Origin of the sequence: Brevibacterium sp. (assembly GCF_052105255.1) — a bacterium.
GTDB lineage: Bacteria > Actinomycetota > Actinomycetes > Actinomycetales > Brevibacteriaceae > Brevibacterium > Brevibacterium linens_B.
This window is the reverse complement of record NZ_JBQDYQ010000013.1, coordinates 5,409-30,135: the sequence shown is the minus strand read 5'-3', so window position 1 is coordinate 30,135 and position 24,727 is coordinate 5,409. Positions and strand designations below refer to the sequence as shown.

20 protein-coding genes and 1 pseudogene are annotated in these 24,727 nt (G+C 64.2%); 9 read left to right on the top strand and 12 right to left on the bottom strand.

Features of this window, described 5'->3' with window-relative positions; all coding sequences use genetic code 11:
• Nucleotides 1-42 precede the first annotated feature (42 nt).
• Together ilvN and ACTIIH_RS05885 are read right to left on the bottom strand one after the other, a co-directional pair.
• Nucleotides 43-558 (bottom strand): acetolactate synthase small subunit, encoded by a 516-nt coding sequence (gene ilvN / locus ACTIIH_RS05890; RefSeq protein ID WP_441451094.1) that lies wholly within the window; start codon nucleotides 556-558, stop codon nucleotides 43-45.
• On the bottom strand, nucleotides 555-2,489 hold the full coding sequence (locus tag ACTIIH_RS05885) for an acetolactate synthase large subunit (protein ID WP_441451092.1): 1,935 nt from the start codon (nucleotides 2,487-2,489) through the stop codon (nucleotides 555-557). The genes ilvN and ACTIIH_RS05885 overlap by 4 nt, the downstream gene beginning before the upstream one ends.
• A 391-nt stretch (nucleotides 2,490-2,880) precedes the next feature.
• Between ACTIIH_RS05885 and ACTIIH_RS05880 the strand changes: the two genes are divergently transcribed.
• Nucleotides 2,881-4,671 carry an ABC transporter ATP-binding protein gene (locus ACTIIH_RS05880; RefSeq protein ID WP_441451090.1) on the top strand — a complete coding sequence of 597 codons (1,791 nt, stop codon included), beginning with the start codon at nucleotides 2,881-2,883 and terminating at the stop codon, nucleotides 4,669-4,671.
• Complete coding sequence (locus ACTIIH_RS05875) at nucleotides 4,668-6,521, top strand: ABC transporter ATP-binding protein (RefSeq protein WP_441451088.1); 1,854 nt, start codon at nucleotides 4,668-4,670, stop codon at nucleotides 6,519-6,521. Before ACTIIH_RS05880 ends, ACTIIH_RS05875 begins: the two co-directional genes overlap by 4 nt.
• A gap of 2 nt (nucleotides 6,522-6,523) precedes the next feature.
• Here ACTIIH_RS05875 and ACTIIH_RS05870 read toward each other — a convergent pair whose 3' ends face one another.
• Complete coding sequence (locus ACTIIH_RS05870) at nucleotides 6,524-7,138, bottom strand: protein-L-isoaspartate O-methyltransferase family protein (RefSeq protein ID WP_441451086.1); 615 nt, start codon at nucleotides 7,136-7,138, stop codon at nucleotides 6,524-6,526.
• 89 nt (nucleotides 7,139-7,227) lie between these two features.
• Here ACTIIH_RS05870 and ACTIIH_RS05865 point away from each other — a divergent pair, with 89 nt between their 5' ends.
• Nucleotides 7,228-7,746 carry an adenine phosphoribosyltransferase gene (locus ACTIIH_RS05865; protein WP_127364631.1) on the top strand — a complete coding sequence of 173 codons (519 nt, stop codon included), beginning with the start codon at nucleotides 7,228-7,230 and terminating at the stop codon, nucleotides 7,744-7,746.
• Nucleotides 7,747-7,762: 16 nt separating this feature from the next.
• On the top strand, nucleotides 7,763-7,936 hold the full coding sequence (locus ACTIIH_RS05860; RefSeq protein ID WP_170286848.1) for a hypothetical protein: 174 nt from the start codon (nucleotides 7,763-7,765) through the stop codon (nucleotides 7,934-7,936).
• 40 nt (nucleotides 7,937-7,976) lie between these two features.
• Here ACTIIH_RS05860 and ACTIIH_RS05855 read toward each other — a convergent pair whose 3' ends face one another.
• Nucleotides 7,977-8,708, bottom strand: a complete 732-nt coding sequence (locus tag ACTIIH_RS05855; RefSeq protein ID WP_145997913.1) for a hypothetical protein — start codon at nucleotides 8,706-8,708, stop codon at nucleotides 7,977-7,979.
• Between the two features lie 454 nt (nucleotides 8,709-9,162).
• Here ACTIIH_RS05855 and ACTIIH_RS05850 point away from each other — a divergent pair, with 454 nt between their 5' ends.
• Nucleotides 9,163-9,984 (top strand): aldo/keto reductase, encoded by an 822-nt coding sequence (locus ACTIIH_RS05850; RefSeq protein WP_101553619.1) that lies wholly within the window; start codon nucleotides 9,163-9,165, stop codon nucleotides 9,982-9,984.
• Nucleotides 9,985-10,075: 91 nt separating this feature from the next.
• Here the strand turns inward: ACTIIH_RS05850 and mdlC are convergent, their stop codons facing one another.
• On the bottom strand, nucleotides 10,076-11,722 hold the full coding sequence (gene mdlC / locus ACTIIH_RS05845) for a benzoylformate decarboxylase (protein WP_441451082.1): 1,647 nt from the start codon (nucleotides 11,720-11,722) through the stop codon (nucleotides 10,076-10,078).
• 86 nt (nucleotides 11,723-11,808) lie between these two features.
• On the bottom strand, nucleotides 11,809-12,750 hold the full coding sequence (locus tag ACTIIH_RS05840) for a D-2-hydroxyacid dehydrogenase family protein (RefSeq protein ID WP_441451080.1): 942 nt from the start codon (nucleotides 12,748-12,750) through the stop codon (nucleotides 11,809-11,811).
• A gap of 440 nt (nucleotides 12,751-13,190) precedes the next feature.
• Between ACTIIH_RS05840 and ACTIIH_RS05835 the strand changes: the two genes are divergently transcribed.
• The 4 genes from ACTIIH_RS05835 (at nucleotide 13,191) to ACTIIH_RS05820 (ending at nucleotide 18,833) form a co-directional block, all read left to right on the top strand.
• Nucleotides 13,191-14,183, top strand: a complete 993-nt coding sequence (locus ACTIIH_RS05835) for an ABC transporter permease (RefSeq protein ID WP_241241434.1) — start codon at nucleotides 13,191-13,193, stop codon at nucleotides 14,181-14,183.
• A 101-nt stretch (nucleotides 14,184-14,284) separates the two neighbouring features.
• Nucleotides 14,285-15,157 carry an ABC transporter permease gene (locus ACTIIH_RS05830; protein ID WP_240811917.1) on the top strand — a complete coding sequence of 291 codons (873 nt, stop codon included), beginning with the start codon at nucleotides 14,285-14,287 and terminating at the stop codon, nucleotides 15,155-15,157.
• A 5-nt stretch (nucleotides 15,158-15,162) separates the two neighbouring features.
• Nucleotides 15,163-16,908, top strand: a complete 1,746-nt coding sequence (locus tag ACTIIH_RS05825; RefSeq protein WP_240811916.1) for an ABC transporter ATP-binding protein — start codon at nucleotides 15,163-15,165, stop codon at nucleotides 16,906-16,908.
• Nucleotides 16,909-17,123: 215 nt separating this feature from the next.
• The gene (locus tag ACTIIH_RS05820; protein ID WP_101553612.1) at nucleotides 17,124-18,833 is read left to right on the top strand and encodes an ABC transporter family substrate-binding protein; all 1,710 of its coding nucleotides are present in this window, start codon (nucleotides 17,124-17,126) and stop codon (nucleotides 18,831-18,833) included.
• Nucleotides 18,834-19,039: 206 nt separating this feature from the next.
• On the opposite strand, the gene ilvD is transcribed toward ACTIIH_RS05820, so the two are convergent.
• The 6 genes and pseudogenes from ilvD to ACTIIH_RS05790 form a co-directional block, all read right to left on the bottom strand.
• Nucleotides 19,040-20,752, bottom strand: coding sequence for a dihydroxy-acid dehydratase (ilvD, locus tag ACTIIH_RS05815; RefSeq protein ID WP_441451077.1), 1,713 nt, complete (start codon nucleotides 20,750-20,752; stop codon nucleotides 19,040-19,042).
• A 189-nt stretch (nucleotides 20,753-20,941) separates the two neighbouring features.
• Nucleotides 20,942-21,886: a 2-hydroxyacid dehydrogenase gene (locus ACTIIH_RS05810; protein WP_441451075.1), complete on the bottom strand. Its 945-nt coding sequence runs from the start codon at nucleotides 21,884-21,886 to the stop codon at nucleotides 20,942-20,944.
• 87 nt (nucleotides 21,887-21,973) lie between these two features.
• Entirely contained in the window at nucleotides 21,974-22,441 is a 468-nt protein-coding gene (locus tag ACTIIH_RS05805) for a MarR family winged helix-turn-helix transcriptional regulator (protein WP_441451073.1), read from the bottom strand.
• Between the two features lies 1 nt (nucleotide 22,442).
• The gene (locus tag ACTIIH_RS05800; protein ID WP_441451071.1) at nucleotides 22,443-23,153 is read right to left on the bottom strand and encodes an NAD(P)H-dependent oxidoreductase; all 711 of its coding nucleotides are present in this window, start codon (nucleotides 23,151-23,153) and stop codon (nucleotides 22,443-22,445) included.
• The gene (locus tag ACTIIH_RS05795) at nucleotides 23,153-24,352 is read right to left on the bottom strand and encodes an LLM class flavin-dependent oxidoreductase (RefSeq protein ID WP_441451069.1); all 1,200 of its coding nucleotides are present in this window, start codon (nucleotides 24,350-24,352) and stop codon (nucleotides 23,153-23,155) included. Before ACTIIH_RS05795 ends, ACTIIH_RS05800 begins: the two co-directional genes overlap by 1 nt.
• Nucleotides 24,353-24,542: 190 nt before the next feature.
• Nucleotides 24,543-24,727 (bottom strand): annotated as a pseudogene (locus ACTIIH_RS05790) (serine O-acetyltransferase); the annotation flags it as partial.

Sequence of the window (24,727 nt, the reverse complement as noted above, 5' to 3'; positions counted from 1 at the left end):
GACCGCGCGGTTCCGTATTCTTCGTCAGCTGCGCAGTGTTCGTCAGCTGCGCAGGGCACGGTCGGTGATCGACTTCGCTCCGCGGCCGATGGCCACGGTTCCCGACTGCACGATCTCCTTGATCCCGAAGGGTTCGAGGACCTCGCGCAGCGCTTCGACCTTGCCGAGCTCACCGGTGGCTTCGATGCTCAGGGAATCAGGTCCGACGTCGACGATCTTCGCTCGGAACATCTCCACCGCCGAGGCGACCTGCGGCCGTGTCGCAGCATTTGCCTTGACCTTGTAGATGATGTGCGCGCGACGCACCGAGGACTCGGGTTCGAGCTCGACGATCTTGATGACGTTGACGAGCTTGTTCAGCTGCTTCGTCACCTGCTCCAGGGGAACATCGTTGACGTCGACGACCACGGTGATCCGCGAGAGCTCTTCGTGCTCGGTGACGCCGACGGCGAGGCTGTGGATGTTGAAGCCGCGGCGGGCGATGAGCCCGGTGAACCGGGTGAGCACGCCGGGCTTGTTCTCGACGAGGACAGAGAGTGTGTGTCGGCTGTTGTTCATTCCAGGCCTCCTTCGATCTGAGCCACGGAACGCACCGTGCCGTCTTCGTTCGCTGCGGCCTCGGCGATGGCGGCCTCGGCTTCCTCTTCGCCCTCTCCGTCGAATTCGGGACGGATGCCGCGGGCGTATTCGATCTCGTCGTTCGACACGCCTGCCGCGACCATCGGCCACACCATCGCATCCGGTGGGACCGTGAAGTCGAGGACGACCGGTCGGTCGTTGATCGACAGCGCCTTCTCGATCGCGGCGTCGACGTCCTCGTTGCGATCCACGCGAATCGCCTCACAGCCGTAGGCTTCGGCCAGTTTGGCGAAGTCGGGGATCCGGATCGTCTCGTGGCCGGTGTTGAGGTCGGTGTTCGAGTAGCGGCCGTCGTAGAACAGGGTCTGCCACTGGCGGACCATGCCCAGCGACGAGTTGTTGATGATCGCGACCTTGATCGGGATGTTGTTGAGCGCGCAGGTGGCCAGTTCCTGATTCGTCATCTGGAAGCAGCCGTCTCCGTCGATCGCCCACACCACACGGTCGGGCTGGCCGACCTTCGCACCCATGGCCGCGGGCACGGAGTAGCCCATGGTGCCGAGTCCGCCGGAGTTGAGCCAGGACTTGGGGCGCTCGAATTCGATGAACTGAGCCGCCCACATCTGGTGCTGTCCCACTCCCGCCGCATAGACCGCCTCGGGGCCGGTGAGCGCGGAGATGCGGGAGATGACGTACTGCGGATCGCACAGTTCGCCGTGTGTCTCGTAGCCGAGCGGATAGGTCTGCTTGAGACGGTTGAGGAAGCGCCACCACGGTTCGCGCTGACGCTCCAGGGTCTTGGGGAACTTGCTGCGCATCTCTGCGAGCATCTCGGAGAGCACCTCGCGGGCATCGCCGACGATGGCCACATCGACCTCGCGGTTCTTGCCGATCTCGGCCGGGTCGATATCGGCGTGGATGACCTGGGCGTTCGGGGCGAACGAGTCGAGCTTGCCGGTCACGCGGTCGTCGAAGCGGGCACCGATCGCGATGAGCAGATCGGCCTTCTGGAAGGCAGTGACCGCCGGTACGCTGCCGTGCATTCCGGGCATGCCCAGGTGCAGCTGATGCGAGTCGGGGAAGGCTCCGCGCGCCATGAGCGTGGTGACCACGGGGATGTTCGTGGCCTCTGCCAGGCGCAGCAGCTCCTTCTCGGCCTCCGAGCGGATGACTCCGCCGCCGATGTAGAACACCGGGCGCGAAGCCTCGGACATCAGGCGTACAGCCTCGCGGATCTGCTTGGCGTGCGGCTTGAGGATCGGGCGGTAGCCGGGAAGCACCGGCTCTTCTGGCCAGACGAACGGGGCCGCGCCGGTCTGCGCATCCTTGGTGATGTCGACGAGCACGGGGCCGGGACGGCCGGTGGTCGCGATGTGGTGGGCGTTGACGAGCGCCGCCGGAATGTCCTCGGCACGGGTGACGAGGAAGCTGTGCTTGGTCACCGGCATCGTCATACCGACGATATCGGCTTCCTGGAAGGCGTCCGTGCCGAGCAGCGACGAGGCCTGCTGACCGGTGATCGCGAGCATCGGCACGGAGTCCATGTGCGCATCGGCCAGAGCCGTGATGAGGTTCGTCGCGCCGGGGCCGGAGGTGGCGATGCACACGCCGAGCTTGCCCGATGCGGCCGCATAGCCTTCGGCCGCGTGGCCGGCGCCCTGCTCGTGACGGACAAGGATGTGACGGATCTTGTCCGTCTCGAACAGCGGGTCGTAGGTGGGAAGGATGGTGCCGCCGGGAAGCCCGAATACCGTGTCGACCTCGAGCTGCTCGAGGCTGCGGACGATCGCCTGTGCGCCGGTGAGGACCTCCGGCCCGGTGTTGCGGCGAATGCTGGACGGTGTGGCTGTGACCGGTGCGGATCCGGGTTGAGTGCCCGAGCCTTTCGCGGTCGAGGGCTTGGCTGCCATCGATTCCTATCCTTCCTGGGTTTCCTTCTCATCTCCGCATGAAAAAAGCCCCTCCGGATTCGGTAGGGGCGCGCGGAACGTGTCGTCTCGACAGGCTACGGAAGATCCGCGCGCTGGGTAATAACGACGACAAGAAGGTGAGTCATGCCTCAATAGTTCCCCGCAGCACTCGAGGGTGTCAAACCTCGCAATCGTTCGTCCCAAAATTCGAGACTTGAAATGGTTGACATGCGAGATTCGTCGAGGCGGCGCTGCGTCGACACCTTCCCACCGGCAGTCGGTCGGACAGCGATAGTCAGCGCACCCGTTGAGATTCAGCGCACAGAGAAACGGGAAGTCCGTTTGCCGGATTCGTGGAATAGGTCACAGTCTGCGACTAGGCTGGATTCTCGTGCGCCCCCTCCTCCGTTTCTGGCCTGATCTCCGCTCCCGCATCGGCGTGTACGTCCTCGTACTCGTCCTCACTCTCCTGGCCAACGGAATCCAGCTCATCGTCCCGGTGATCACCGGCCACATCGTCGACGGCCCCATCGCCCACCGAGACCTGTCCGCCCTGTGGCTGCCGGTCCTCGGAGTGCTGCTCATCGGCATCGCCGAGGCTGTCGGGATGTGGGCACGGCGCATGGTCGTCGCTCCCGTCGTCTCGGCCTGGGAGGTGACGTGGCGTGCGCGTCTGTTCGATCGTCTACAGTACACCTCGGTGGCGATCCATGATTCCTGGGAGTCCGGCCAGCTGCTCTCGCGCGCGGTGAATGATCTGTCCCAGCTGCGTCGCTTCTTCGCGTTCGGGCTGCCCTTTCTCCTGTCCACACCGATCGTGCTCGCCGTCGGCACGGTGATGCTGATGATCATGCAGCCGGTGTTCGGTCTGATCATGATCATCATGGCGGTGCCGGCGATCATCGCGGTCGCCGTGTTCGAGAAGCACTATCGGGAGACCTCCCGTCGGTCGCAGGACACCATGGGCGAACTGACCACCGACGTCGAGGAGTCCATCCAGGGCATCCGCATCCTCAAGTCGTTCGGACGCTCCCCCTGGGCAGTCGAGCGCTTCGCCGAGATCTCCACTCGGCTGAAGTCGCTGGAGGTCCGCAAAGCGAAGCTCGACTCGTGGCTGTGGAGCGTGCTCCTGCTGTTGCCGACCCTGGCTCAGGCGGCGATCGTCGCCGTGGGCACCTGGGGTGTCATCGAAGGCTGGACGACGCTCGGCACGGTCGTGGCGGCGGTGACGATCTCGATGGTGCTGCGGATGCCTATCGAGATGCTCGGCTTCCTGCTCGCCGATGCGCTCATGGCGCTGACCGCCGCCGGTCGGTATTGGGAGGTCATCGACATCCGCCATGACATCACCGATACCGACGGCGGTGTCGACGATGCCCCCGAAGTCGGCCGCTACCGCGGGAGGCTGCGCTTCGACGATGTCGATTTCCATTTCGCCGATACGGAGCGGCTGACCCTGCGGGGCCTCGATCTCACCATCGAACCCGGTCAGACCCTCGCCCTCGTCGGGGCGACGGGCTCGGGCAAGACGACGCTGGCATCGCTGGTGCCCCGGCTCCAGGATGTCTCCGCCGGCACGGTGAGCATCGACGAGGTCGACATCCGGGACATGCCGGTCAACGAGCTGCGCCACCTCGTGTCCGTGTCCTTCGAGGATCCGATCCTGTTCTCGACCTCGGTTGCCGAGAACGTCGAGATGGGCGCCCCGGGGGCGAGCGAGGCGGAGATCTGGGAGGCCCTCGAGATCGCGGCGGCGAAGGATTTCGTCTCCCGCCTGCCCGAGGGACTGGATACGCAGGTCGGCGAACAGGGTCTGTCGCTGTCCGGCGGTCAGCGTCAGCGCCTCGCCCTGGCTCGCGCTGTCATCGGCCGTCCGCGCATCCTCGTCCTCGACGACCCGCTCTCGGCCGTCGACGTCGACACCGAGGATCGGGTGCAGCGGGCCCTGCGGGAGATCCTGCCGGATTCGACGACTCTCATCATCGCCCACCGCCCCTCCACTGCGGCGCTGGCCGATGTGGTGGCTGTGCTCGACGAGGGCCGGATCGCGGCGCTGGGCACCCACGAACAGCTGCTCGAGTCCTCGAAGCTCTACCGCGAACTCATGGGGGCGAGCGCGAACACCGCGGCGCACACGCATCCGGGGGCGGCCGCCTCGGCGACGGAAGGAGGGACACCATGAGCATGCCCCGTCTCGACAGCGACGACGAGATCGAGTCGCTTCCGCCCGATATCGCGAAGAAGGCCCGCGCCCTGCTGATGTCGCTGGTCAGGCCGCATTCGGCCATGATCATCTTCCTCGCCGTCATCGTCGTCCTCACCGCGGCCCTCATGGTCATCGGGCCGGTGTTCATCGCCGATGCCCTCGATCAGGGCGTGCCCGCCGCCATCGACGGAGACATGGGTCCGCTCATCCGGGCGGTCACGTTCTTCGTGGTCTCCGCGGTCGCCTCGGCGATTCTGGCGTTCACCTCGACCAGGCTCGTCGGGATCACTGCACAGAAGATCCTCTTCACTCTGCGCGAGCGGATGTTCACTCATGTGCAGCGTCTTGACCTGGGCTATCACGAGAAGTCGACCTCGGGTCGGCTCGTGTCCCGGCAGACCTCGGACATGGAATCGGTGCAGCAGTTCCTGTCGTATTCCCTGTTCGAGACGGCGCTGGCGGTGCTGCAGATGCTGTTCATCGCCGTCACGCTCGTCGTCCTCGATGTGCCCTTGGCGATCGTCGTCTTCGCCGGTTTCGTGCCGCTGTTCTTCATCACGAAGGCCGCGCATTCGACTCAGCGCAGCGCCTACCGGCGGACGCGGACGTCGATCGCGAAGGTCATCGTCCACTTCGTCGAGACGATGGGCGGCATCCGCGCCGTGCAGGCGTACCGCCGTCAGCCCGAGCGGCGCGGGACGCTGAGCGATCAGGATGCGCGGTATCGAGATGCGAACACCGATGCCCTGCGTGGGGTGGCCTGGTTCGCCGGATGGACGCGGCTGATCGGCAACATCACCCAGACGGTCATCATCGTCGTCGGTGCGTGGCTCGTCATCGAAGGATGGACGCAGATCGGCGTGCTCGCCGCGTTCATCCTCTACCTGCGCCGTTTCTACGGCCCGCTCGACGAACTCGTCCAGGCGTTCAATCTCTACCAGTCCGCCTCGGCGGCGTTGGAGAAGATCGCGGCGGTCCTCGACACCGACCCCGAGGTGGTCGAACCGACCCAGCCGAAGGCTCTGCCTGCGCACGCGAGCGGTGGCGCACCGCCTGCGGACAATGACGCCGCACCCACACGACCCGCCACTGGACGTTCCCTCGATCTCGACGGCGTCCGCTTCGCCTACGCCGACGGACCCGATGTCCTCCCCCGCTTCGATCTGCACATCCCGGCAGGGCAGATCGTCGCGCTCGTCGGCGCCACCGGCGCGGGCAAGTCGACCCTGGTCAAGCTCGTCACCCGGTTCTATGACCCCAGCGTCGGTCGGATCACCCTCGACGAGGTGGATCTGCGTGACCTCGATGACGGACAGCTGCGGTCGTCGGTCGTCATGGTCACCCAGGAGTCGTTCCTCTTCGCCGGCACGATCGCCGACAACATCCGCATCGGCAATCCTGGTGCCAGCGACGAGGCAGTCGTGGCGGCCGCGACCGCCGTCGGCTTGGATGCGTACATCCGTCGACTGCCCGAGGGATATGCCACGGATGTGAAGAAGCGCGGCGGCCGGTTGAGTTCGGGACAGCGTCAGCTCGTGTCCTTTGCCCGGGTGTTCCTCGCCGATCCGGATGTCGTCGTCCTCGATGAGGCGACCGCTCACCTCGACATTCCGTCCGAGCGGCTGGTGCAGAACGCTCTGGCCACGGTGCTCGAGGGCAGGACCGCGATCATCATCGCCCACCGCCTGTCCACTGTCGAGATCGCCGATCGCGTGCTCGTCATGGAATCCGGTCGGATCATCGAGGACGGCACGCCGGACGAACTCATCTCCGGGACGGGCAAGTTCGCCCAATTGCACCAGGCCTGGCGCGACTCCCTCGTGTGAGGTCACTCGCTGATCAGCGGCACGAACCGATACCACCCGTGACGAGTGATCGTCAGCTCGTCGGCACCGGGCCCGTCACGGATGATTCGGAGCATCTCCCCTGCGACGGGAATGACCATGGTGGCGCCGAGGGCCAGCTGATCGACGAGCTCGGCGGGCAGGGATTCCGCCCCGGCGGAGACGAGAATCCGGTCGAACGGGGCCTCGGCCGGGAGACCGAGGGCACCCGGAACGGCTGCGTGGATGGCCACCTCGGCGAGGGCCTCCCGGTCTGCGGAATCGGCAGTGACGGCGTCGATGGCCGCCCGCGAGGTTTCGACGAGCTCGGGATGGCGTTCGACCCCGAGCACCCGCCCGGCCGGACCGACGAGGACGGCGAGCAGCATCGAGGACCACCCGGAGCCTGATCCGAGGTCGAGGACGGTCTCACCCGGCTGCGGATCGAGCAGTCGGAGCATGTCCGCGACGGTGCTCGGCTGCGAATTCGTCTGTCCGTGCCCGATCGGCAGGGGCACATTGTCGGAGGCGTTCTGTCGTTCCGCCACCGGCAGGAACGGTTCGCGCGGAACACGGGCGAACGCCTCGGCGATTCGATCGTGCGTCGCTTCCGATGTCATTGCTCCTCCGATCGACGGCGGTCTTCGGTACCTCCCATTGTGCCGATCCGCGCTGAGGGCACAATGGCGCCACCGAGTATCGTTGTGCCGTGACTCAATCCGATCTCGCCCGCGCCCAGAGCCTCATCACCTCGATTCCCGACTACCCCGAACCGGGAGTGATCTTCCGCGACATCTCTCCGCTGCTCGCCGATGGCCCGGCGATGCGGGCTGTCACCGAGGCGCTCATCGAACCGTTCGCAGGTCAGTTCGATATCGTCGGCGGGCTCGAGGCCCGCGGCTTCCTCTTCGCCGGTGCCATCTCCGCGATGACGGGAGTCGGAATCCTGCCGATCCGCAAGGCCGGCAAACTCCCCCGCCCGGCTGCCGCCGTGTCCTACACCCTCGAATACGGCACCGCCACGATCGAAGGCCCCGATGTCCTGACGAAGGGCGAGCGCGTCCTCCTCATCGATGACATCCTCGCCACCGGCGGGACGCTCACAGCTGCTCAGTCCCTCGTCGCCGACCTCGACGCCGAAGTCATCGGCTCGGCAGTGGTCCTCGAACTGAGCGAACTCGGTGGTCGCGAACATACGGGTGAGGTGCACACCCTCTTCGTGGAGTGAAGCCTGCGCCTCACAGATGGACGATGTCGATGGCCCCACCGTGACCGACGAACGCCTGCGCGAAGACGGGGTCGGAAACCTCCGTCAGTGGGATCACCGTGACGGTGATCGGTGCAGTGCAGACAAGGCCCAGATCGCCGCCGCGGAGTCCACCGGCAAGAGGCGCGCACAGGACGAGGGGCGAAGCTGAAGGCAGGTCAGCCGCTGTCTGTCAGGACCGCCACTGACGATCACTGGCACGTGTCGTACAGTGCTCGCAGCTGATCCTCAAGAGTCTGCGCGGAAGAGGTGGCCTGCGAGTCTGGCTCCTCACCATAGTCGCATCCGCCCACATTGACCCATCCTGGATTCCACTGACTGTTCGGGCCCGTGGTGAGATTCCAGTGGAAATCCCAGGGCTGAGGGTTGACAGTATCGATGCGTTCGATCTTCTCTCTCAGCTGACCGACCGCTGCCGGCCCGTCATGGACTTCAACGCGGTAGCTCGACACCTGGTCGTCTTCGATCCTGATCTCATCGGTCTGGCCGAGAATCGGACTGATTGCCGTCTCCAGACGATTCTGCGCCTGTTCCGAGTACGGGAAGGCCACCATCCACTCAGCCCGGGATGGAGCCTTTGTTCTCAGCTCAAAGCTCTCGGAGCCGAGTTCTGCCCGCACCACACTGAGTGTCCTGAAGGGGCCACTCTGCACAGCCGTCAGGCGCAGCGAATCGTCAAAGGGGTTCTGCTCGGACTGTTGATCCCACTCGATTCGGTCGGCGGACAGTTCTGACGCGAGCGCAAGAAGATGCGGTGTTCGCTCCTCCATGATGTCGCTGCTCGTGGAGTCTCGCATCTCGATGACCTGGTGCGAAATCACGAGCGTGAGCTCTTGGTCATAGCGATCGAATTCGCTGCCAGTCTCCTGATCGAACGTGGCGGCGACCTCGACAGCCTGATTGTGAGTCGCATCGGTGGACATCGTGACGGTGTGTGCCAGCAACCGACCCGAATCGAAGCCGTTCTGGTAAACAGTTCTGACATCTTCGACCCCCGGTTTCGTCGACAGGACCCCGCCGATGTCATGTGCGCGGTCGCTGAGGTCCGGCCCGAAACACCCGGACAAGCCGACAGTCAAGGCGAGTACAGCTGCGCCCGCTGCGATCGTCTTGCGAAAACCTGCTCTTCGTCCCACCATGTCTCGAACCTATCGGACGCACACACGCTTCCGTGGTCATCACGTGTGCCAGTCTCGACACCGAGCGCTCCGAGCCGAATCGAAACAGGGAGAAACAGGCCGAGACTGGGAATGATCGCCACCGACCCTGTCGTTATAGGGTCGCAGGGGGCTCACCTTCAGATTCCCGTCCCCGCGGAGGTCTCCCACAAGGATGTCTCCCACGCACCATTCCAGCCCGTGACGAAAGGCGTACACCATGACGGTTCCCACACTCACTCTCAACGACGGCAAGACGATCCCCCAGCTGGGCTTCGGCGTCTTCAAGGTCGACCCCGACGAGACGGAACGCATCGTCACCGACGCCCTCGAGGTCGGCTACCGTCACATCGACACCGCCGCCGTCTACGGCAATGAAGCAGGCGTGGGCCGGGCCATCGCGAAGTCCGGAATCGCCCGTGACGAACTCTTCATCACGACCAAGCTGTGGAACGACCGCCACGGTGCGGAGGAATCCAAGCGCGCTCTCGGTGAATCCCTGGAGAAGCTCGGCCTCGACCACGTCGACCTCTACCTCATCCATTGGCCGACCCCTGAGAACAGGAACTCCGTCGAGACCTGGGAAGCCTTCCCCGGCTACCGCGATCAGGGTCTGACCACCTCCATCGGAGTCTCGAACTTCGACCACCGTTTCCTGCCCGAGATCCTGGAGACCGGCATCATCCCCGCCGTCGACCAGATCGAGGTCCACCCGCAGTTCCAGCAGGTCGAGACCCGTCCGCTGCTCGCCGAGCACGACATCAAGATCGAAGCCTGGGGTCCGCTGGGCCAGGGCAAGGTCGACTACGCGAACACCGTCATCGGTGAGATCGCCGCCGCCCATGAGAAGTCCTGGGCCCAGGCGATCATCCGCTGGCACCTGCAGAAGGGCCACGTCGTCTTCCCCAAGTCGAACAACCGCGACCGCATGGAACAGAACTTCGACGTCTTCGACTTCGAACTCACCGACGCCGAGGTGGCAGCCATCGACGCGCTCGAAAACGGCGGCCGCGTCTCGGCCGATCCCGCCGAGGTGAACTGACCCAGTCGGGTTGAGCAATGCGAAAGCCGCCGGAGAGTTCTGACTCTCCGGCGGCTTCGTCGGTCTCAGGGCGCTGCCCACACGCCGGCGGTCACGCTGTCGGCCGGCCGTCGACGCCGAGGACGACGGCGTCGATGAGCACCGGTCCGTCGGCCTGCAGCGCCTCACGGTAGGCGGTCTCGAACTCTTCCCGCGTCGTGGTCCGGCTGGCCGGGACTCCGTACCCCTGCGCCAACGACACGAAGTCGATCGTGCCCAAGGTCAGTCCCGGCGTATCGGGAACGCCCATTCGCTCGGCGAATCCGGAGAGCGCACCGTAGCCGGAGTTGTTGACGATGACGAAGATCGTCTTCGTGCCCAACTGGGCAGCCGTGTACAGAGCCGTGAGACCGTAGTTCGCGGACCCGTCGCCGACGGTGGCGACAATGGTCTTCTCCGGGGCACCGATCGCCAAACCCAGCGCGACCGGCAGACCGAAGCCCAGTCCGCCCGAGGCCGGGAAGTGGTACATCCCGGGCCGGTCGATGACGATCCGCTCGAGGTAGTCGAGATCGAGGGTGGTCGTCTCATTGACGTAGACGACGGAGTCGTCGACGTGATCGTTGAGGACGTCGAGCACCTCGGTGCCGGACATTCCCTGCTCCGACTCGGCAGGTGCGGTGACGACCCGAGACCCACGGTCGCCTCGGCGAGTTCCTCGGTCCGTCGTCGCCTCTGCGAGGTCGGCGAGCGCGGTCGCGACGTCCGCGATGACGGCGCGCCCGAACGCTGCCCGTGTCGCCTCCCGCGGATCCTGGGTGATCTGGATGACCTCGGTGCCCGGCTCCAGGTAGTTCGCCGGTTCCCAGCGGTGGTATCGGAAGGCGGCGGCTCCGATGACGAGGACGACGTCGTGGCCGGCAAGCCGGTCACGCACTGATTTGATACCTGGGACGAGGACGCCGTCGAAGTTCGGGTGCGTGGTCGGGAACGGACAGCGAGTCGGCGAGGGAGCGACGAAGACCGAGGCGTTCAGGCGTTCGGCCAGCACCATGGCATCCTCATAGACCGTCGAATCAGCGACGGCGGCGGCATCGACCTGCGGCCCGAGGACGAGGGCAGGGTTCTGTGCCCCGTCGAGGACGTCCGTGAGCTCGCGAAGCAGCGAGGTCGACATCGTCCCCGCCGTCGCCACCGACCGCTGCGCCAACAGTGCGTCGTCGGGAAGCGCCGACTGGTCCCAGTCGTCGAGTGGGACGGACACATAGACGGGACCGCTGGGCTGGGTGGCCGCCTCGAGGACCGCCTGCGACAGGGTGCGGGGCACGTCGAGGGCCGACAGCGGCTCGTGCGAGTACTTCACCAGCGGGGCGGGCAGCGTCGAGGCATCGACGCTGGCGAGCATCGTCTCCTGTCCGACGGTGCGGCGCACCTGCTGACCGGCGAGGACGACCAGCGGAACGTGCCCGTAGTGGGCGTTCGTCAACGCACCCATGCCATTGCCCGACCCCGAGGCGGCGTGCAGATTCACCAGCGCCGGGGCTCCCGTGGCACGTGCGTATCCTTCGGCCATGCCGACGACGACCTGCTCATGCAGACCGAGGACGAATCGGAAGTCGTCGCCGAGACCGGCGAGGAACGGCAGCTCGTTCGAACCGGGGTTGCCGAAGATCGTCGTCATCCCATGGGCACGGAAGACCTCCAGGCTCGCATCGAGGACTGTCTTCCCGCTGTCGTCTCTGTCGGATTGGTCGGCCATTGTGCCTCTGCTTTCGTTCATCGTTCTCGCGCGGAGGGGCCGAACGGGTGCGGCGTCCCTCTCCGCCCACCATAGCGGTCGGTGCATCAGCCGAGCACGCGGATCGACTCTCCTGCGATCCAGGCGGCGATGTCCTCGACCGCCTGAGTGAAGAAGATCCGATACGTGTCCTCCGTGACGTATCCCAGGTGCGGGGTGAGCACGGTGCGCGGTGTGCTGCGCAGACGGTGGTCGACCGGCAGCGGCTCCTCGTCGTGGACGTCGAGTCCGGCGCCCCGGATTCCGCCCGCCTCCAACACGGTGATGAGCGCGTCGGTGTCGATCAGCCCCGCACGTGAGGTGTTGACGAGGATGCTGCCCGGCTTCATCGCCTCGAGCTCGGCAGCGCCGACGAGTCCCCGGCTGCGGTCGCTGAGCTTGTAGTGGATCGTCACCACGTCGGCGGTGGAGAACAGCTCGTCCTTGCTCACGGAGCGCACGCCCAGGCCGTCGGCCCGTTCGGCATCGAGGTTCTGGCTCCACGCCACGACCTTCATGCCGAAGGCAGCGCCGACCCGCGCGACCTTCGTTCCCAGGCGTCCCAGACCGACCACGCCGAGGCGGTGCCCGTCGAGGTCTCCCCCGACGCTCGACTGCCAGCCGCCGCCTCGGACGGCGGCATCCTCGGCCGGGATGCTGCGCAGGACGGAGAGGATGAGTCCCCAGGTCAGCTCCGGTGTCGCCGAGGTGGTCGACTCGGTCCCGCAGACCACGATCCCCAGCGCACGCGCCGCCTGCACGTCGATGGAGGCGTTGACCCGCCCCGTGGTCACGAGCAGACGCAGATCCGACAGACGTTCCAGCCGACCGGCGGTGAAGGCGGTTCTCTCACGCATCGCCACGACCACCTCGGCGCCGGTGAGGACCCGCACCAGATCATCGTCATCGACGATGGGGCGCGAGATGAACTCGACCTCGGCGTCGAGACGGGACCAGTCCGCGAAGTCCGCGGCCACCTGCTGATAGTCATCGAGTACGACGATGCGCATGTCATTCCCCTCGGTCTGTCCGCGAGTCCGTGCGACGACTGCGTCGCTCCATCACCATCTGAACAAATCCTCGTGCAGACACGATCAGCGCCCCGCAGCCGAGACCCAGAGCACCAGCCGCAAGCCATGAACTGTAAGTCAGACCCGCGAAGATGAATCCAGCCACCGCAATGAGCCCAACCGGCCATGTCGGCAGATTTCGATGTCCCAGGACATCGCTCACCGCGACCGCGGCAACGGCCCCGATAACCACGATGGCGACATCTATCCAAATCACGAGACTAATCATATCGTCAAATTTTTTAGGATGCCTTGCTGAAATTGTCCAAATGTCGGATACCCTGAATGTAGTACACGTCACATCTGACCACCGTCGACCACAAGGGTTCCACCTGGAATGAAGACTTTCCCCAACCTGAGCAAACGACAAAGGAGTCTCAGTGCTTAGGTTCATGTCCATCCGAGCACTGACCTACCTGATTCTGGCATTCGTCGCCTCCAGCTTCGCCTACCTTCTGGCCGCAGGCCTGATGCATCCCGAAGCAATCCTCTACCCGCCTATCGCGAAGGAACCAGTCCCCCTCGAGACCGCACAGCAGTACTTGGATGCTCGCAACATCAATCCGGATGTGCCGCTGTTCCAGCGGTATGCGAACTGGCTCGGCGGATTGGTCCGCGGTGACCTCGGCGTCACCACAGGCACCAATAAGGCGATGGTCCCGGTCTGGGAAGAGCTGCTCAACCGTGTGCCCATCAGCCTGCGCCTGGTGCTGCTCGGTACGATCATCGGAACCGTTCTCGGCGTCGCCCTCGGAATGGTCTCGGCTGTTCGCCGCCGCTCGATCGACGACCGGGCCTTCACCTTCGGTTCGTTTCTCATCCTGGCCCTGCCGACACCGGTGATCATCCTCATCGTCCAACAGATCAACCAAGGTGTCCTCGACCTCACCGGCTGGGGCCTGCCGGCTATCAACCCCATCAATCCTCTCCTCGAGCCCGGGTCATGGGACGCGATCTCCTATCAGATCAAGGCTCTGGTGATGCCGACGATCGTTCTCACCGCAACTGCCGCAGCTTCGTATTCCAGATATATGAAAGTCACGGCCCTTGACGTGCTCGGCAGTGACTATCTGAGAACGGCTCGCGCGAAAGGGCTTCGCCGCGGCCAAGCGATGACACGCCACGGTCTGCGCATGGCTCTGATCCCCATGGGACAGTACTTCGCGTTTGCAGTCGGGGCGGCTTTCGCCGGCTCGCTGTTCGTTGAGCTCATGTTCAACTGGCAAGGCATCGGCCGCTTCGCCATTTCCTCGATTTCGCTGGCCGACGTGAACGGAACGGTGGGAGTTGTGCTCTACACAGCCGTACTGACCCTGCTGTCAGCAACCCTTGCAGATTTCCTGCAGGGCGTCCTCGATCCCCGTGTGAGGTGAGAGCATTGAGTAAAGATAGTTCAGGAGTCTGGAACACGACGCTCGACACACCCGATCCGACACATGTGCCAGATCCGGACCGGACCGACGAGAATGTTCACGTGCCGGCACCCCTCGGACGGGCGGCTCTCATCCGACGCAGGTTCTTCCGCAGCTCGGGTGCCTGGATCGGACTGACGACTTTCGTGCTGCTGATACTCGTCGCGATCTTCGCGCCGATGATCTACCAGTACGGGCCGTTCGAACGCGATCTCGCGAATTCACTGACCGGACCGACGCAGTACCATTGGTTCGGAGTCAACGAAAACGGACTCGACATCTTCGCCCGGACCATGCAGGGACTGAGAATCTCGCTGGTCATCGGTATCGGCACCGCCATCCTCACCTCGCTCCTCGCAATACTCGTCGGCACCGTTGCCGGCTACGTCAGCAGCAAAGGAAAATGGGGCGCGATTGCCGACGGGTTCCTCGTCAACCTGACGAACCTCTTCCTCGTCGTCCCCGCGCTTCTGCTGATGATGCTCTTCAGCCCGGCGCTCCAGCAGGCATCGTGGCTGTGGATGATCCCGCTGCTGTCTCTGTTCGCCTGGATGCTCACCGCTCGTGTCCTGCGCGCCATGACCCAGCAGCTGGTCAGGACCGAATACGTCGAAGCCGCCAAGTTCATGGGAGTCAATCCTGTCGTCAACATCCTGCGTCACATCATTCCCAATATCGCCAGCTGGATCATCATCGACACGACGCTCGGCGTCAGTGCTGCGATCCTCGGCGAAACCGGTCTGTCGTTCATCGGCTTCGGCATTCAGTACCCGCAGGTCTCGCTGGGAACCGTGCTCCAGGACTACAACATCTCAGCTCCGTACACCTGGATCCCGCCCGCAATGGTGCTCGCGGCGCTCGTCATCTCCATCAACATGATGGGCGAGGCGCTGCGAGACGCCCTCGACCCGACCAGCGATTCCAGCAGACTCTGAGGCCGATGACAATGACTGACACTGTGCTCACAGTGAACGATCTGAGCGTATCGTTCCCGTCCGAAACCAACACCGTTCATGCGGTCCAGAACCTGTCCTACGAGGTCAGGAAGGGCGAGGCCCTGGCGATCGTCGGGGAATCCGGTTCGGGCAAATCCGTCAGTTCGCTGGCCGTGATGGGGCTGCTGCCGGCCAACGCGAGCGTCTCTGGTCGCATCGACCTGCTCGGCCGCAACATGTTCGAGCTCAATGACAGACAACTGTCCACCCTCCGCGGAAACACGGTTTCGATGGTGTTCCAGGACCCGTTGTCGGCTTTGACTCCCGTCTACGAAGTCGGTCGACAGATCTCCGAGGTCGTTCGGATCCATCATCCCGAGGTATCACAAGCCAAGGCTGATGCGCGCTCGGTCGAACTCCTCGACTCAGTCGGCATCCCGGATCCGAGCAGGCGCGCCAAACAGTATCCGCACGAGTTCTCCGGCGGAATGCGGCAACGAGCCATGATCGCCATGGCGATCGCCAATGAACCCGAACTCATCATCGCCGACGAACCGACAACCGCCCTGGACGTCACTATCCAGGCGCAGGTGATGGACCTGCTCAAGTCGGCACAGGAAATGCTTGGTGCCGCCACCGTTCTCATCACGCATGACATGGGCGTGGTGGCCGGGTTCGCCGAGCGCGTCTTGGTCATGAAGGAATCGCGGATGGTTGAGGAAGGGGATGTCGAGGAGATCTTCTACAGCCCCAGGGAGAAGTACACCCGAGATCTCTTGGCCGCAGTGCCGCGTATCGATCTCGACGATCCGAGCGAATCGAAGAGCATCGCGGGTTCGGCGATGGCCAAAGTTGCTGAGGTCTCCGAGACCCTCCTCCCTCGGGAGAAGCGTCCCGTCGTCCTCGAGGTGACCGACCTCGAACGCATCTTCCCTATCACCAAGGGTGCGCTCATCCGTAAGAAGATCGGCGAGCAACGGGCCGTAGACGGCATTTCGTTCGACATCCGTGAAGGCGAATGCCTTGCTCTGGTCGGTGAATCCGGATCGGGTAAGACCACTACCCTGCTGGAGATCATGCAGCTGCGCAAGCCGCAGAAGGGCGCGATCAGGATCAACGGCAAAGACACTTCTTCGCTCACTCGCGCAGACCGAGCGACGATGCGCAGCGACGTGACGGTAGTGTTCCAAGACCCGATGGCTGCACTGGATCCGAGGATGCCGATCAGCGACATCCTCAAGGAGCCGATGCAGGTTCAGGGGTACAGCAAGGAACGTATGAATGAGCGGGTCGATTGGCTGCTGACGACCGTCGGCCTCACGCCCGAACATGCTTCTCGGTATCCGGCACAGTTCTCCGGCGGTCAGCGACAGCGTGTGGGGGTGGCTCGCGCACTGGCCTGCGAGCCGAAACTCATCGTTCTCGACGAGCCGACCAGCGCCCTGGACGTCACTGTTCAGGCCGGAGTGCTGAAGATGCTTGCCGACCTCAGGTCCCGATTGGGCGTGAGCTTCCTATTCGTCTCCCACGATCTGTCGGTCGTCCGTCACATCTCCGACCGCATCGCGGTGATGAAGTCCGGAAAGCTGGTCGAAATAGGAGACACCGCAAACGTCTTCGACGACCCGCGGCACGAGTACAGCCGCGAGCTGCTTGCTGCAGTTCCGATCCCTGATCCGGCCAAGGCCCGGGCTCGCCGCAGCACCACGATCGATGCCGAGGCGTTCTCCGGTTTTGGTGAGTCCCGATGACGAGAGAACTCATCGCTCTTGCCGGCTGTCACTCGCCCCCGGCCGTTCGACTGCGCGCCCGAAGAACCGTAAAGGAGCATCCACCAAGCAACGTCTCAAGAGCTTGACCACCATGTGAGTTCGTGGTGAGGACACCACCGGCTCAGCTTCTCAGCCCCGCACCGGCCGAATACCGTCGCAAGGCGGCGGCCTCGAAATCAAAGGAGATGCAGAAAATGATTCTCAGAAAGAAGTTCACCTGCGGAGTTGCCGCCATGGCAATCGCGGGTCTCGCGCTGGCAGGGTGTTCTCAAGCACCCGAAGGCGGCGGCAAGGACGGCGATGACAAAGCGCTCGACGCCAGCGCCAATGAGATCAATGCGAAAGACCGCGGTGAGGTCGGCGACGGAGGCGACCTGCGACTGACGAACAATGCGTTCCCCGCGAATTGGAACATCCTCAATCTCGACGGGTACGAGACCAATACCAACGACATGATGGATATGATCTATCCCGATCTATACAGCTACACGGCCGATGGCGAGGTCGTCCCGAACAAAAATTACACGAAGCGTCTCGACGTGGTCTCTGAGGATCCACTCGTCGTTGAGATCGAACTCAACGAGGGGATGAAGTGGTCGGACGGCACTCCGATTGACTACAAGTCCATTGAAAATGTCTTCAAGACGATGGACGGGTCGAAAAAGGACTACAACATCGTGTCCTCCGAGGGCTATGACCAGGTCAAGAAGATCGAGAAAGGCGACAACGACCTCACTGCCAAGGTGACGTTCAAAGAACCTTACGCGGACTGGAAGGGGCTGGCCGACGTTGCCCCCGACTCGCTCGTCAAGGATGCAAAGACCTTCAACGATGCGTGGGTCGATGGTCCGAAGGTCACTGCGGGACCCTACAAGGTCAAGAAGATCGATTCGAAGAACAAGACCGTCCAGATGGAGCCCGACGACAACTGGTGGGGAGACAAGGCTCCCCTGGATTCTGTCCTCATCACCACGATCGAAGATCCTTCGGCAGCGGCCTCCAGCTTCCAGAACGGACAGCTCGATGCCATTGAGACCACGGTTCCTGCCCAATACTCCGTCGTCAAGCCGATGATCGACAATGGTGCTGAACTGCGCCGCGCATCAGCACCAGACTGGAGCCACATCACTCTCAACGGTGAAAAGGGCGGACCGTTGGCTGACGAGACTCTGCGCCAGGCTGTCTTCAAGACTCTCGACCGTGAAGAGATCTTCCTTTCGGTCAACTCGACGATGCCTTACCCGAAGGACACCGAGCAGCTCAACAACCGCATGCTCATGACCAATCAGAACGGGTACAAGGACACCTCTGACGGTCGCGCCGATGCTGACGCGGGCGCCGCAAAGAAGATGCTCGAAGACGCCGGCTACGAGTACGACGACTCGGGCAAGGCGATGAAGGACGGCGAGCCGATCACACTCGAATACGTCTACAACGACGGTTCGAAGACGAACGAAGCAGTCCTGCCCGTTGTCCAGGAGAACCTCAAGGAGATCGGTGTCACAGTCAAGGAGCACAAGGTTCCGCCGACGGATCTCTTCGCCAAGTACATCGATCCCGGCAAGTACGATATGACGCTGTTCGGGTACTCAGGCAACCCGTTCCTCTCCAGCGGCGACTCGATCTGGAAGACCAATGGCGGCCAGAACTTCAGCAACATCGGTGATAAGGAAGTCGACAAGCTACTCAACAAGGCAGCGACTTCCACCGATGAAGACGAGCGAGCAGATCTGATGAATCAGGCAGACGATAAGCTTTGGGACGTCGCCGGCGTCATCCCGCTGTGGCAGTCCTACGACTTCTTCGTCGTCAACCCCGACCTCGCCAACTACGGCGCCTTCGGCTTCGAAAGCCCCGACTGGACGAAGATCGGATACGTCAAGGGATCTGACAAACTCAAGTGATCCTCAGGTGATTCTCGTCTGAGTGGCTGGGGCCGCTGCCGACAGGCAGCGGCCCCAGTTGCTTCCTCCGTTCCCTTTCCCTGCTTCGGCAGTGCCAACGGAAAACGCACAGAAGCGCCGAGGTGGCGCAGACGAATCGTCTGCGCCACCTCGGCGCTGGTGTTGGTTCTGCCGCGGACGACGGTCAGCGGCTGATCAGGACATGCTCAGAAGCAGACCGCGCCCTTCGACGCCGACTGCACGAGCTTTGCGTACTTGCCGAGCACACCGGTGAGGCGGTGGTTCTCGGGCAGCGTCCAGGACTTGCGACGCTCGGCCAGCACCTCTTCGTCGACGTGGAGCTCGATCGAGCGAGCCGCGATGTCGACGGTGATCTTGTCGCCGTCCTCGACGAGCGCGATCGGACCGCCGTCGACCGCCTCGGGGGCGATGTGGCCGATGCACAGACCTGTCGAACCGCCGGAGAAGCGACCGTCGGTGAGCAGCAGGACGTCCTTGCCGATGCCCGCGCCCTTGATGGCGCCGGTGATCGCGAGCATCTCACGCATTCCGGGTCCGCCCTTGGGGCCTTCGTAGCGGATGACGACGACGTCGCCCTTCTTCAGCTCGCCGTTGAGCACGGCGTCCATCGCCGGCTGCTCCTGGTCGAAGACGCGAGCGGTGCCTTCGAAGACGTCGGCGTCGAAACCGGCGGACTTCACGACGGCACCTTCGGGGGCCAGCGATCCCTGCAGCACGGTCAGGCCGCCGGTGGCGTGGATCGGATTGCTCAGCGCACGCAGGATCTTCCCGTCGGGGTCCGGCGGGTTGATCGACTCGAGGTTCTCGGCCACGGTCTTGCCGGTCACGGTCAGGCAGTCTCCGTTGAGCAGACCCGCGTCGAGGAGGGCTTTCATGATCACGGGCACGCCGCCGATCTTGAAGACGTCGTTCATCACATACTGGCCGAAGGGCTTGACGTTGCCCAGGTGCGGGACCTTGTCGCCGATGCGGTTGAAGTCGTCGAGCTCCAGCGTCACTCCGGCCTCGTGCGCGATGGCCAGCAGGTGGAGAACCGCGTTCGTGGAACCGCCGAAGGCCATGACCACGGCGATCGCATTGTGGAGCGATTCGCGGGTGATGATGTCCTTCGCGGTGATGCCCTGCCGCAGCAGGTTGACGACCGCCTCGCCGGACTTGCGGGCGAACATCGTGCGGTTGCGGTGGATGGCCGGCGGAGCGGCCGAACCCGGCAGCGACATGCCCATCGCCTCGGCGGCCGAGGCCATGGTGTTCGCGGTGTACATTCCGCCGCACGCGCCCTCGCCGGGGCAGACGGCGCGTTCGATGGCGTCGACGTCCTTCGGGGACATGGTGCCCGCGCGGCAGGCGCCGACTGCCTCGAAGGCGTCGATGAGGGTGACTTCCTTCTCCGAGCCGTCCTCCATCTTCGCGGTGCCGGGCATGATCGAACCGTTGTAGAGGAAGACGCTCGACAGTCCCAGGCGGGCGGAGGCCATGAGCATTCCCGGGATCGACTTGTCGCAGCCGGCCATGAGCACGGAGCCGTCGAGTCGTTCGGCGCTCATCACGGTCTCGACGGAGTCGGTGATGACCTCACGTGAGACCAGCGAGTAGTGCATGCCTTCGTGGCCCATCGAGATTCCGTCCGAGACGGAGATGGTGCCGAATTCCAGGGGGAAGCCACCGGCCTCGTGGACGCCTTCCTTGGCGGCCGAACCGAGACGCTGCAGCGACATGTTGCAGGGGGTGATCTCGTTCCACGAAGTCGCGATCGCGACCTGCGGCTTCACCCAGTCGTCGTCGCCCATGCCGACGGCGCGCAGCATTCCGCGCGCGGCGGTGGCCTCGAGGCCATCCGTGACATCGCGAGAACGGGGTTTGATGTCGGGAGTGGTGTTATCTGTATCGATGCTCATGCAGGCATGCTACGCCCGATTTCAGCATCCGCACGCCGGACTCTCGCATGATGGAACCACTTGTGGGGACCATGCGAGAGTCCGGCCGCAGAGCCGTGTCGGGGTCCTGCTTAGGTCAGATCCGCGTGACCTATTGACCGCACCTCGGGCCCGCGATTCGCTGGGCCTCGGGCCCCAGCTCACGGCATCTCAGGCCTTGATGAGATTGACCGGCTGCTCACCGTCGTTGATCCGCCTGACCTGCTCGGCGAGGATCTTCACGACCCGTGGCTCGAACGCCGAGGTGTCGCCTCCGACATGGGGTGTGATGAGGGTGTTCGGGGTGCCCCACAGCGCGTGGTTGCGCGGCAGCGGCTCCGGGTCGGTGACGTCGAGTGCAGCATGGAGTCGCCCGGTGGCAAGCTCTGCTACGAGTGCGTCCGTATCGACAACCTTGCCGCGGGCGACGTTGACGATGAGCGCATTGTCGGGAAGCAGGCTGAGGAACCTCTCATCGACCAGGCGGTGGGTGCCCTCGTTGAGCGGAGTGATGAGCACGACCACCTCGGTGTGAGGCAGAAGTTCCGGCAGCTCGTCGACGCCGTGGATCTTCCCGCGCTCGTCCTCACGTGCGGTCGAGGCCACTCGGGTGAGCTGGACTTCGAAGGGGCCGAAGCGGTCGGCGATGGCCGAGCCGATCTCGCCGACGCCGATGATCATCACCCGTCGGTCCTGCAGCGAGCGGTAGCGGTGGTGCTCCCATACCCGCGAGACCTGCGAGCGGACGGCGTCGTCGATTCCGCGCAGGCTGGCGAGAGTCAGCGCCAGGGCGAGCTCGGCGGTGCCTCCGGTGTGCACGCCGGAAGCGGTCGCCACCTGAATTCCGCGTTCGGGCAGGTGGGCGACGGGATCGAATCCGGTCGTCTGAGTGATCACCATGCGCAGGTTGGGCAGCTCGTCGAGCAGCTCGATCGTCGGCCCGGAATCCATGTACGGCAGGATCACGACGTCGACATCGTCACGACTGAGCTTGGCCGACCGTTCGGCGTCGGAGAAGACGACGAGGTCGACGTTCGCGCGCTGGTGAGCAGGTATCCGAGCGATCACACGGTTGCGGAGCTCGGAGTTCGGGAAGGCGATTGTGGTGATGGACATGCCCTCATTGTGGCACGCAGCCTCAGACCATGCCGAGACGTTCGTCACTCTGAGATGATCGGCCTCAGTTCTCGGGCAGGGCCCGTCTCAGTTCGCAGGCAGCGATTTCCCGATCCGAGTGAAGACGGCCTCGATCACCTCGAGCTCGGCGTCGCTGACATGGTCGAAGAAGACCTCGCCGACATAGCTCTTGTGCTGAGAGCCGGCGGACAGGAACGCCCGCGCTCCTGCCTCGGTCAGCGCCACATTGTGGGCACGCCCGTCATCGAGACACTGGGTCTTCGTCACCAGCCCCGCCTCGACGAGGACCTTGATCCGATAGTTCAGCCGCGACGGCGAGAAGACGAGCTTCTTCGCCAGGGCGCTCATCGTCAGCGTCCGCTCCGGCGCTTCCCACAGCAGGAGCAGAGTGTTGTAGTCACTGACATCGAGGCCCGCATCGTCCTTGAGCTGGATCTCAAGAGCTTGACGCAGGCGCTGCGAGGTCTCGAAATAGGTCCGCCACGCGTTCTGTGCCAGCGCCTCCTTCCCGAGCCCGAATCTGATCTCCGTCATCTCAGCCCTCGAGCAGCTGTGCGAACGGAGTGACGTTGGCCGGGTCGAATTCGTCGACGATTCCGCGATTCGCCGAGGACCCCGGGGACGCCCCTGCCCCTGCACGATCGCGCGGATCGGGGCCGGCCACCTCGGCGAGGTCGTCGTTTCCGGACCCGCTGATCGTTGCGGTCAGGGACACGAGCTCCTCCCCCGCCTGACGGATCCGTGCGGTCAGCGCCCGGCCGCCTTCGACGGTTCCCCAGTCGTCGGTCGCGGCGAAGACCGTCGTGGGCACGACGATGCCCTTGAGGTAGGACAGCATCGGCCGCAGCACGGCGTCCCCGGCCAGGGAATGCCGGGCGGTGCCGCCGGTGGAGGCGATGAGCACGGGCTTGCGGCTCAGCGCCTTGTCGTCGACGTGCTGCCAGAACAGGGTGTGCAAGCCGACGGGTGCGGCCTTGTACACCGGTGCGACGGTGACGATGGCGTCGGCCGCGGCGATGGTTGCGAAGGCCGTCTCCAGCGCTTCGGAGCGGAACCCGATCAGGGTCATATCCGTCAGCGCGGTGGCAAGGCTGCGGACGTTGATGACGTCCGTGGTCACGTCGATGCCCACTGATCCCCCCGCCGAGGCGGCCTGACCGAGGATCCGGTTAGTGAGCTTGAGCGTGGTCGAATCCTCGCTGAGCGAGGTGGTCACGGCCACGATGTTCATCGTCTTCGTGCTCATCAGCGGTCGGCTCCTTCCCGTGTCGCGTTGTGGGCGTCGTTCTGGGCCGCTTCGGCAGAGCGTGCCTGGCGGCCCTCGAAGGCACGCGATCCTTCTCCGCCGCCGGGGATCGGATCCCGGCCTTCGCGGTGGCGCATGACCAGCGACCCGTGCGTCGGGGCATCGGGGACGTCGGCCGGGCGGCCCTTCGCGAACTCCTCGCGGAGAACGGGGATGACCTCTTCGCCGAGGAGGTCGAGCTGCTCGAGCACCGTCTTCTGCGGCAGTCCCGCATGGTCGATGAGGAAGAGCTGACGCTGGTAGTCTCCGGCCCAGTCGCGGAAGCTCAGGGTGCGCTCGATGACCTGCTGGGGTGACCCGACGGTCAGCGGAGTCTGCGTCGAGAAGTCCTCGAGGCTGGGCCCGTGGCCGTAGACCGGGGCATTGTCGAAGTAGGGACGGAACTCGCGGACGGCGTCCTGGGAGTTCTTGCGCATGAATACCTGACCGCCGAGGCCGACGATCGCCTGGCTGGCTGTGCCGTGACCGTAGTACTCGTAGCGCTGACGGTAGAGCTGAACCATCCGCGCGGTGTGCGAGGTCGGCCAGAAGATGTTGTTGTGGAAGAACCCGTCGCCGTAGTAGGCGGCCTGTTCGGCGATCTCGGGGCTGCGGATCGAACCGTGCCACACGAACGGCGGGACCTCGTCCAGAGGGGTCGGGGTGACGGTGAAGCCATTGAGAGGAGTGCGGAACTTGCCTTCCCAGTCGAGGTTCTTCTCACGCCACAGACGGTAGAGCAGGTTGTAGTTCTCGACCGCCAGCGGGATGCCGGCACGGATGTCCTTGCCGAACCACGGGTAGACGGGGCCGGTGTTGCCGCGGCCCATGATCAGGCTGATGCGACCGTCGGAGAGGTGCTGCGCGTAGGAGTAGTCCTCGGCGATGCGCACGGGATCGGTCGTGGTGATGAGCGTCGTCGCCGTGGAGAGTTCGAGTGTCTGCGTCTGCGCGGCGATGTTGGCCAGCAGGACCGGCGGATTCGCCGGCGCCACGAAGGGCGGGTTGTGGTGCTGACCGGTGGCGAAGACGTCGAGTCCGACCTCCTCGGCCTTCTTGGCGATCTCGACGGTGTTCTTGATCCGCTGGTGTTCGCTGACGGTGGTGCCGTCAGTGGGGTCGGTGGTGACATCGCCGATTGTGAAGATTCCGAATTCCATGGCGCCTCCTGCGTCTGAGCTCCTGCGGCATGAGCGGCCGCCCTGCTGATCGAACTCACTTCAATTTTGAAGTAACTAGTTGAAAGCTTAACAGACGTGGTCTCAGAAGTATTCCCGGGGGCGGAGAATGAAAACAGAACGGCTCCCGCCCGTAGGCAGGAGCCGCTGTCAGTCCGGCAGCAGAGCCGCCTCAGATCCAGAGCGCGGGGTCCTCGAGGACGAAGTCCGGGTGTTTCACCGAGCCGTCATCCGCAGATGCCGTCGCCGGGGCGGCGCCGTCCTTCTTCTTCGGGCGCACGGTCGCGGGAATGCCCACAGCGCTCGAGTCGGCCGCCACGTCCTTGACGACGACGGCATTGGCTCCGACCGCGGAGT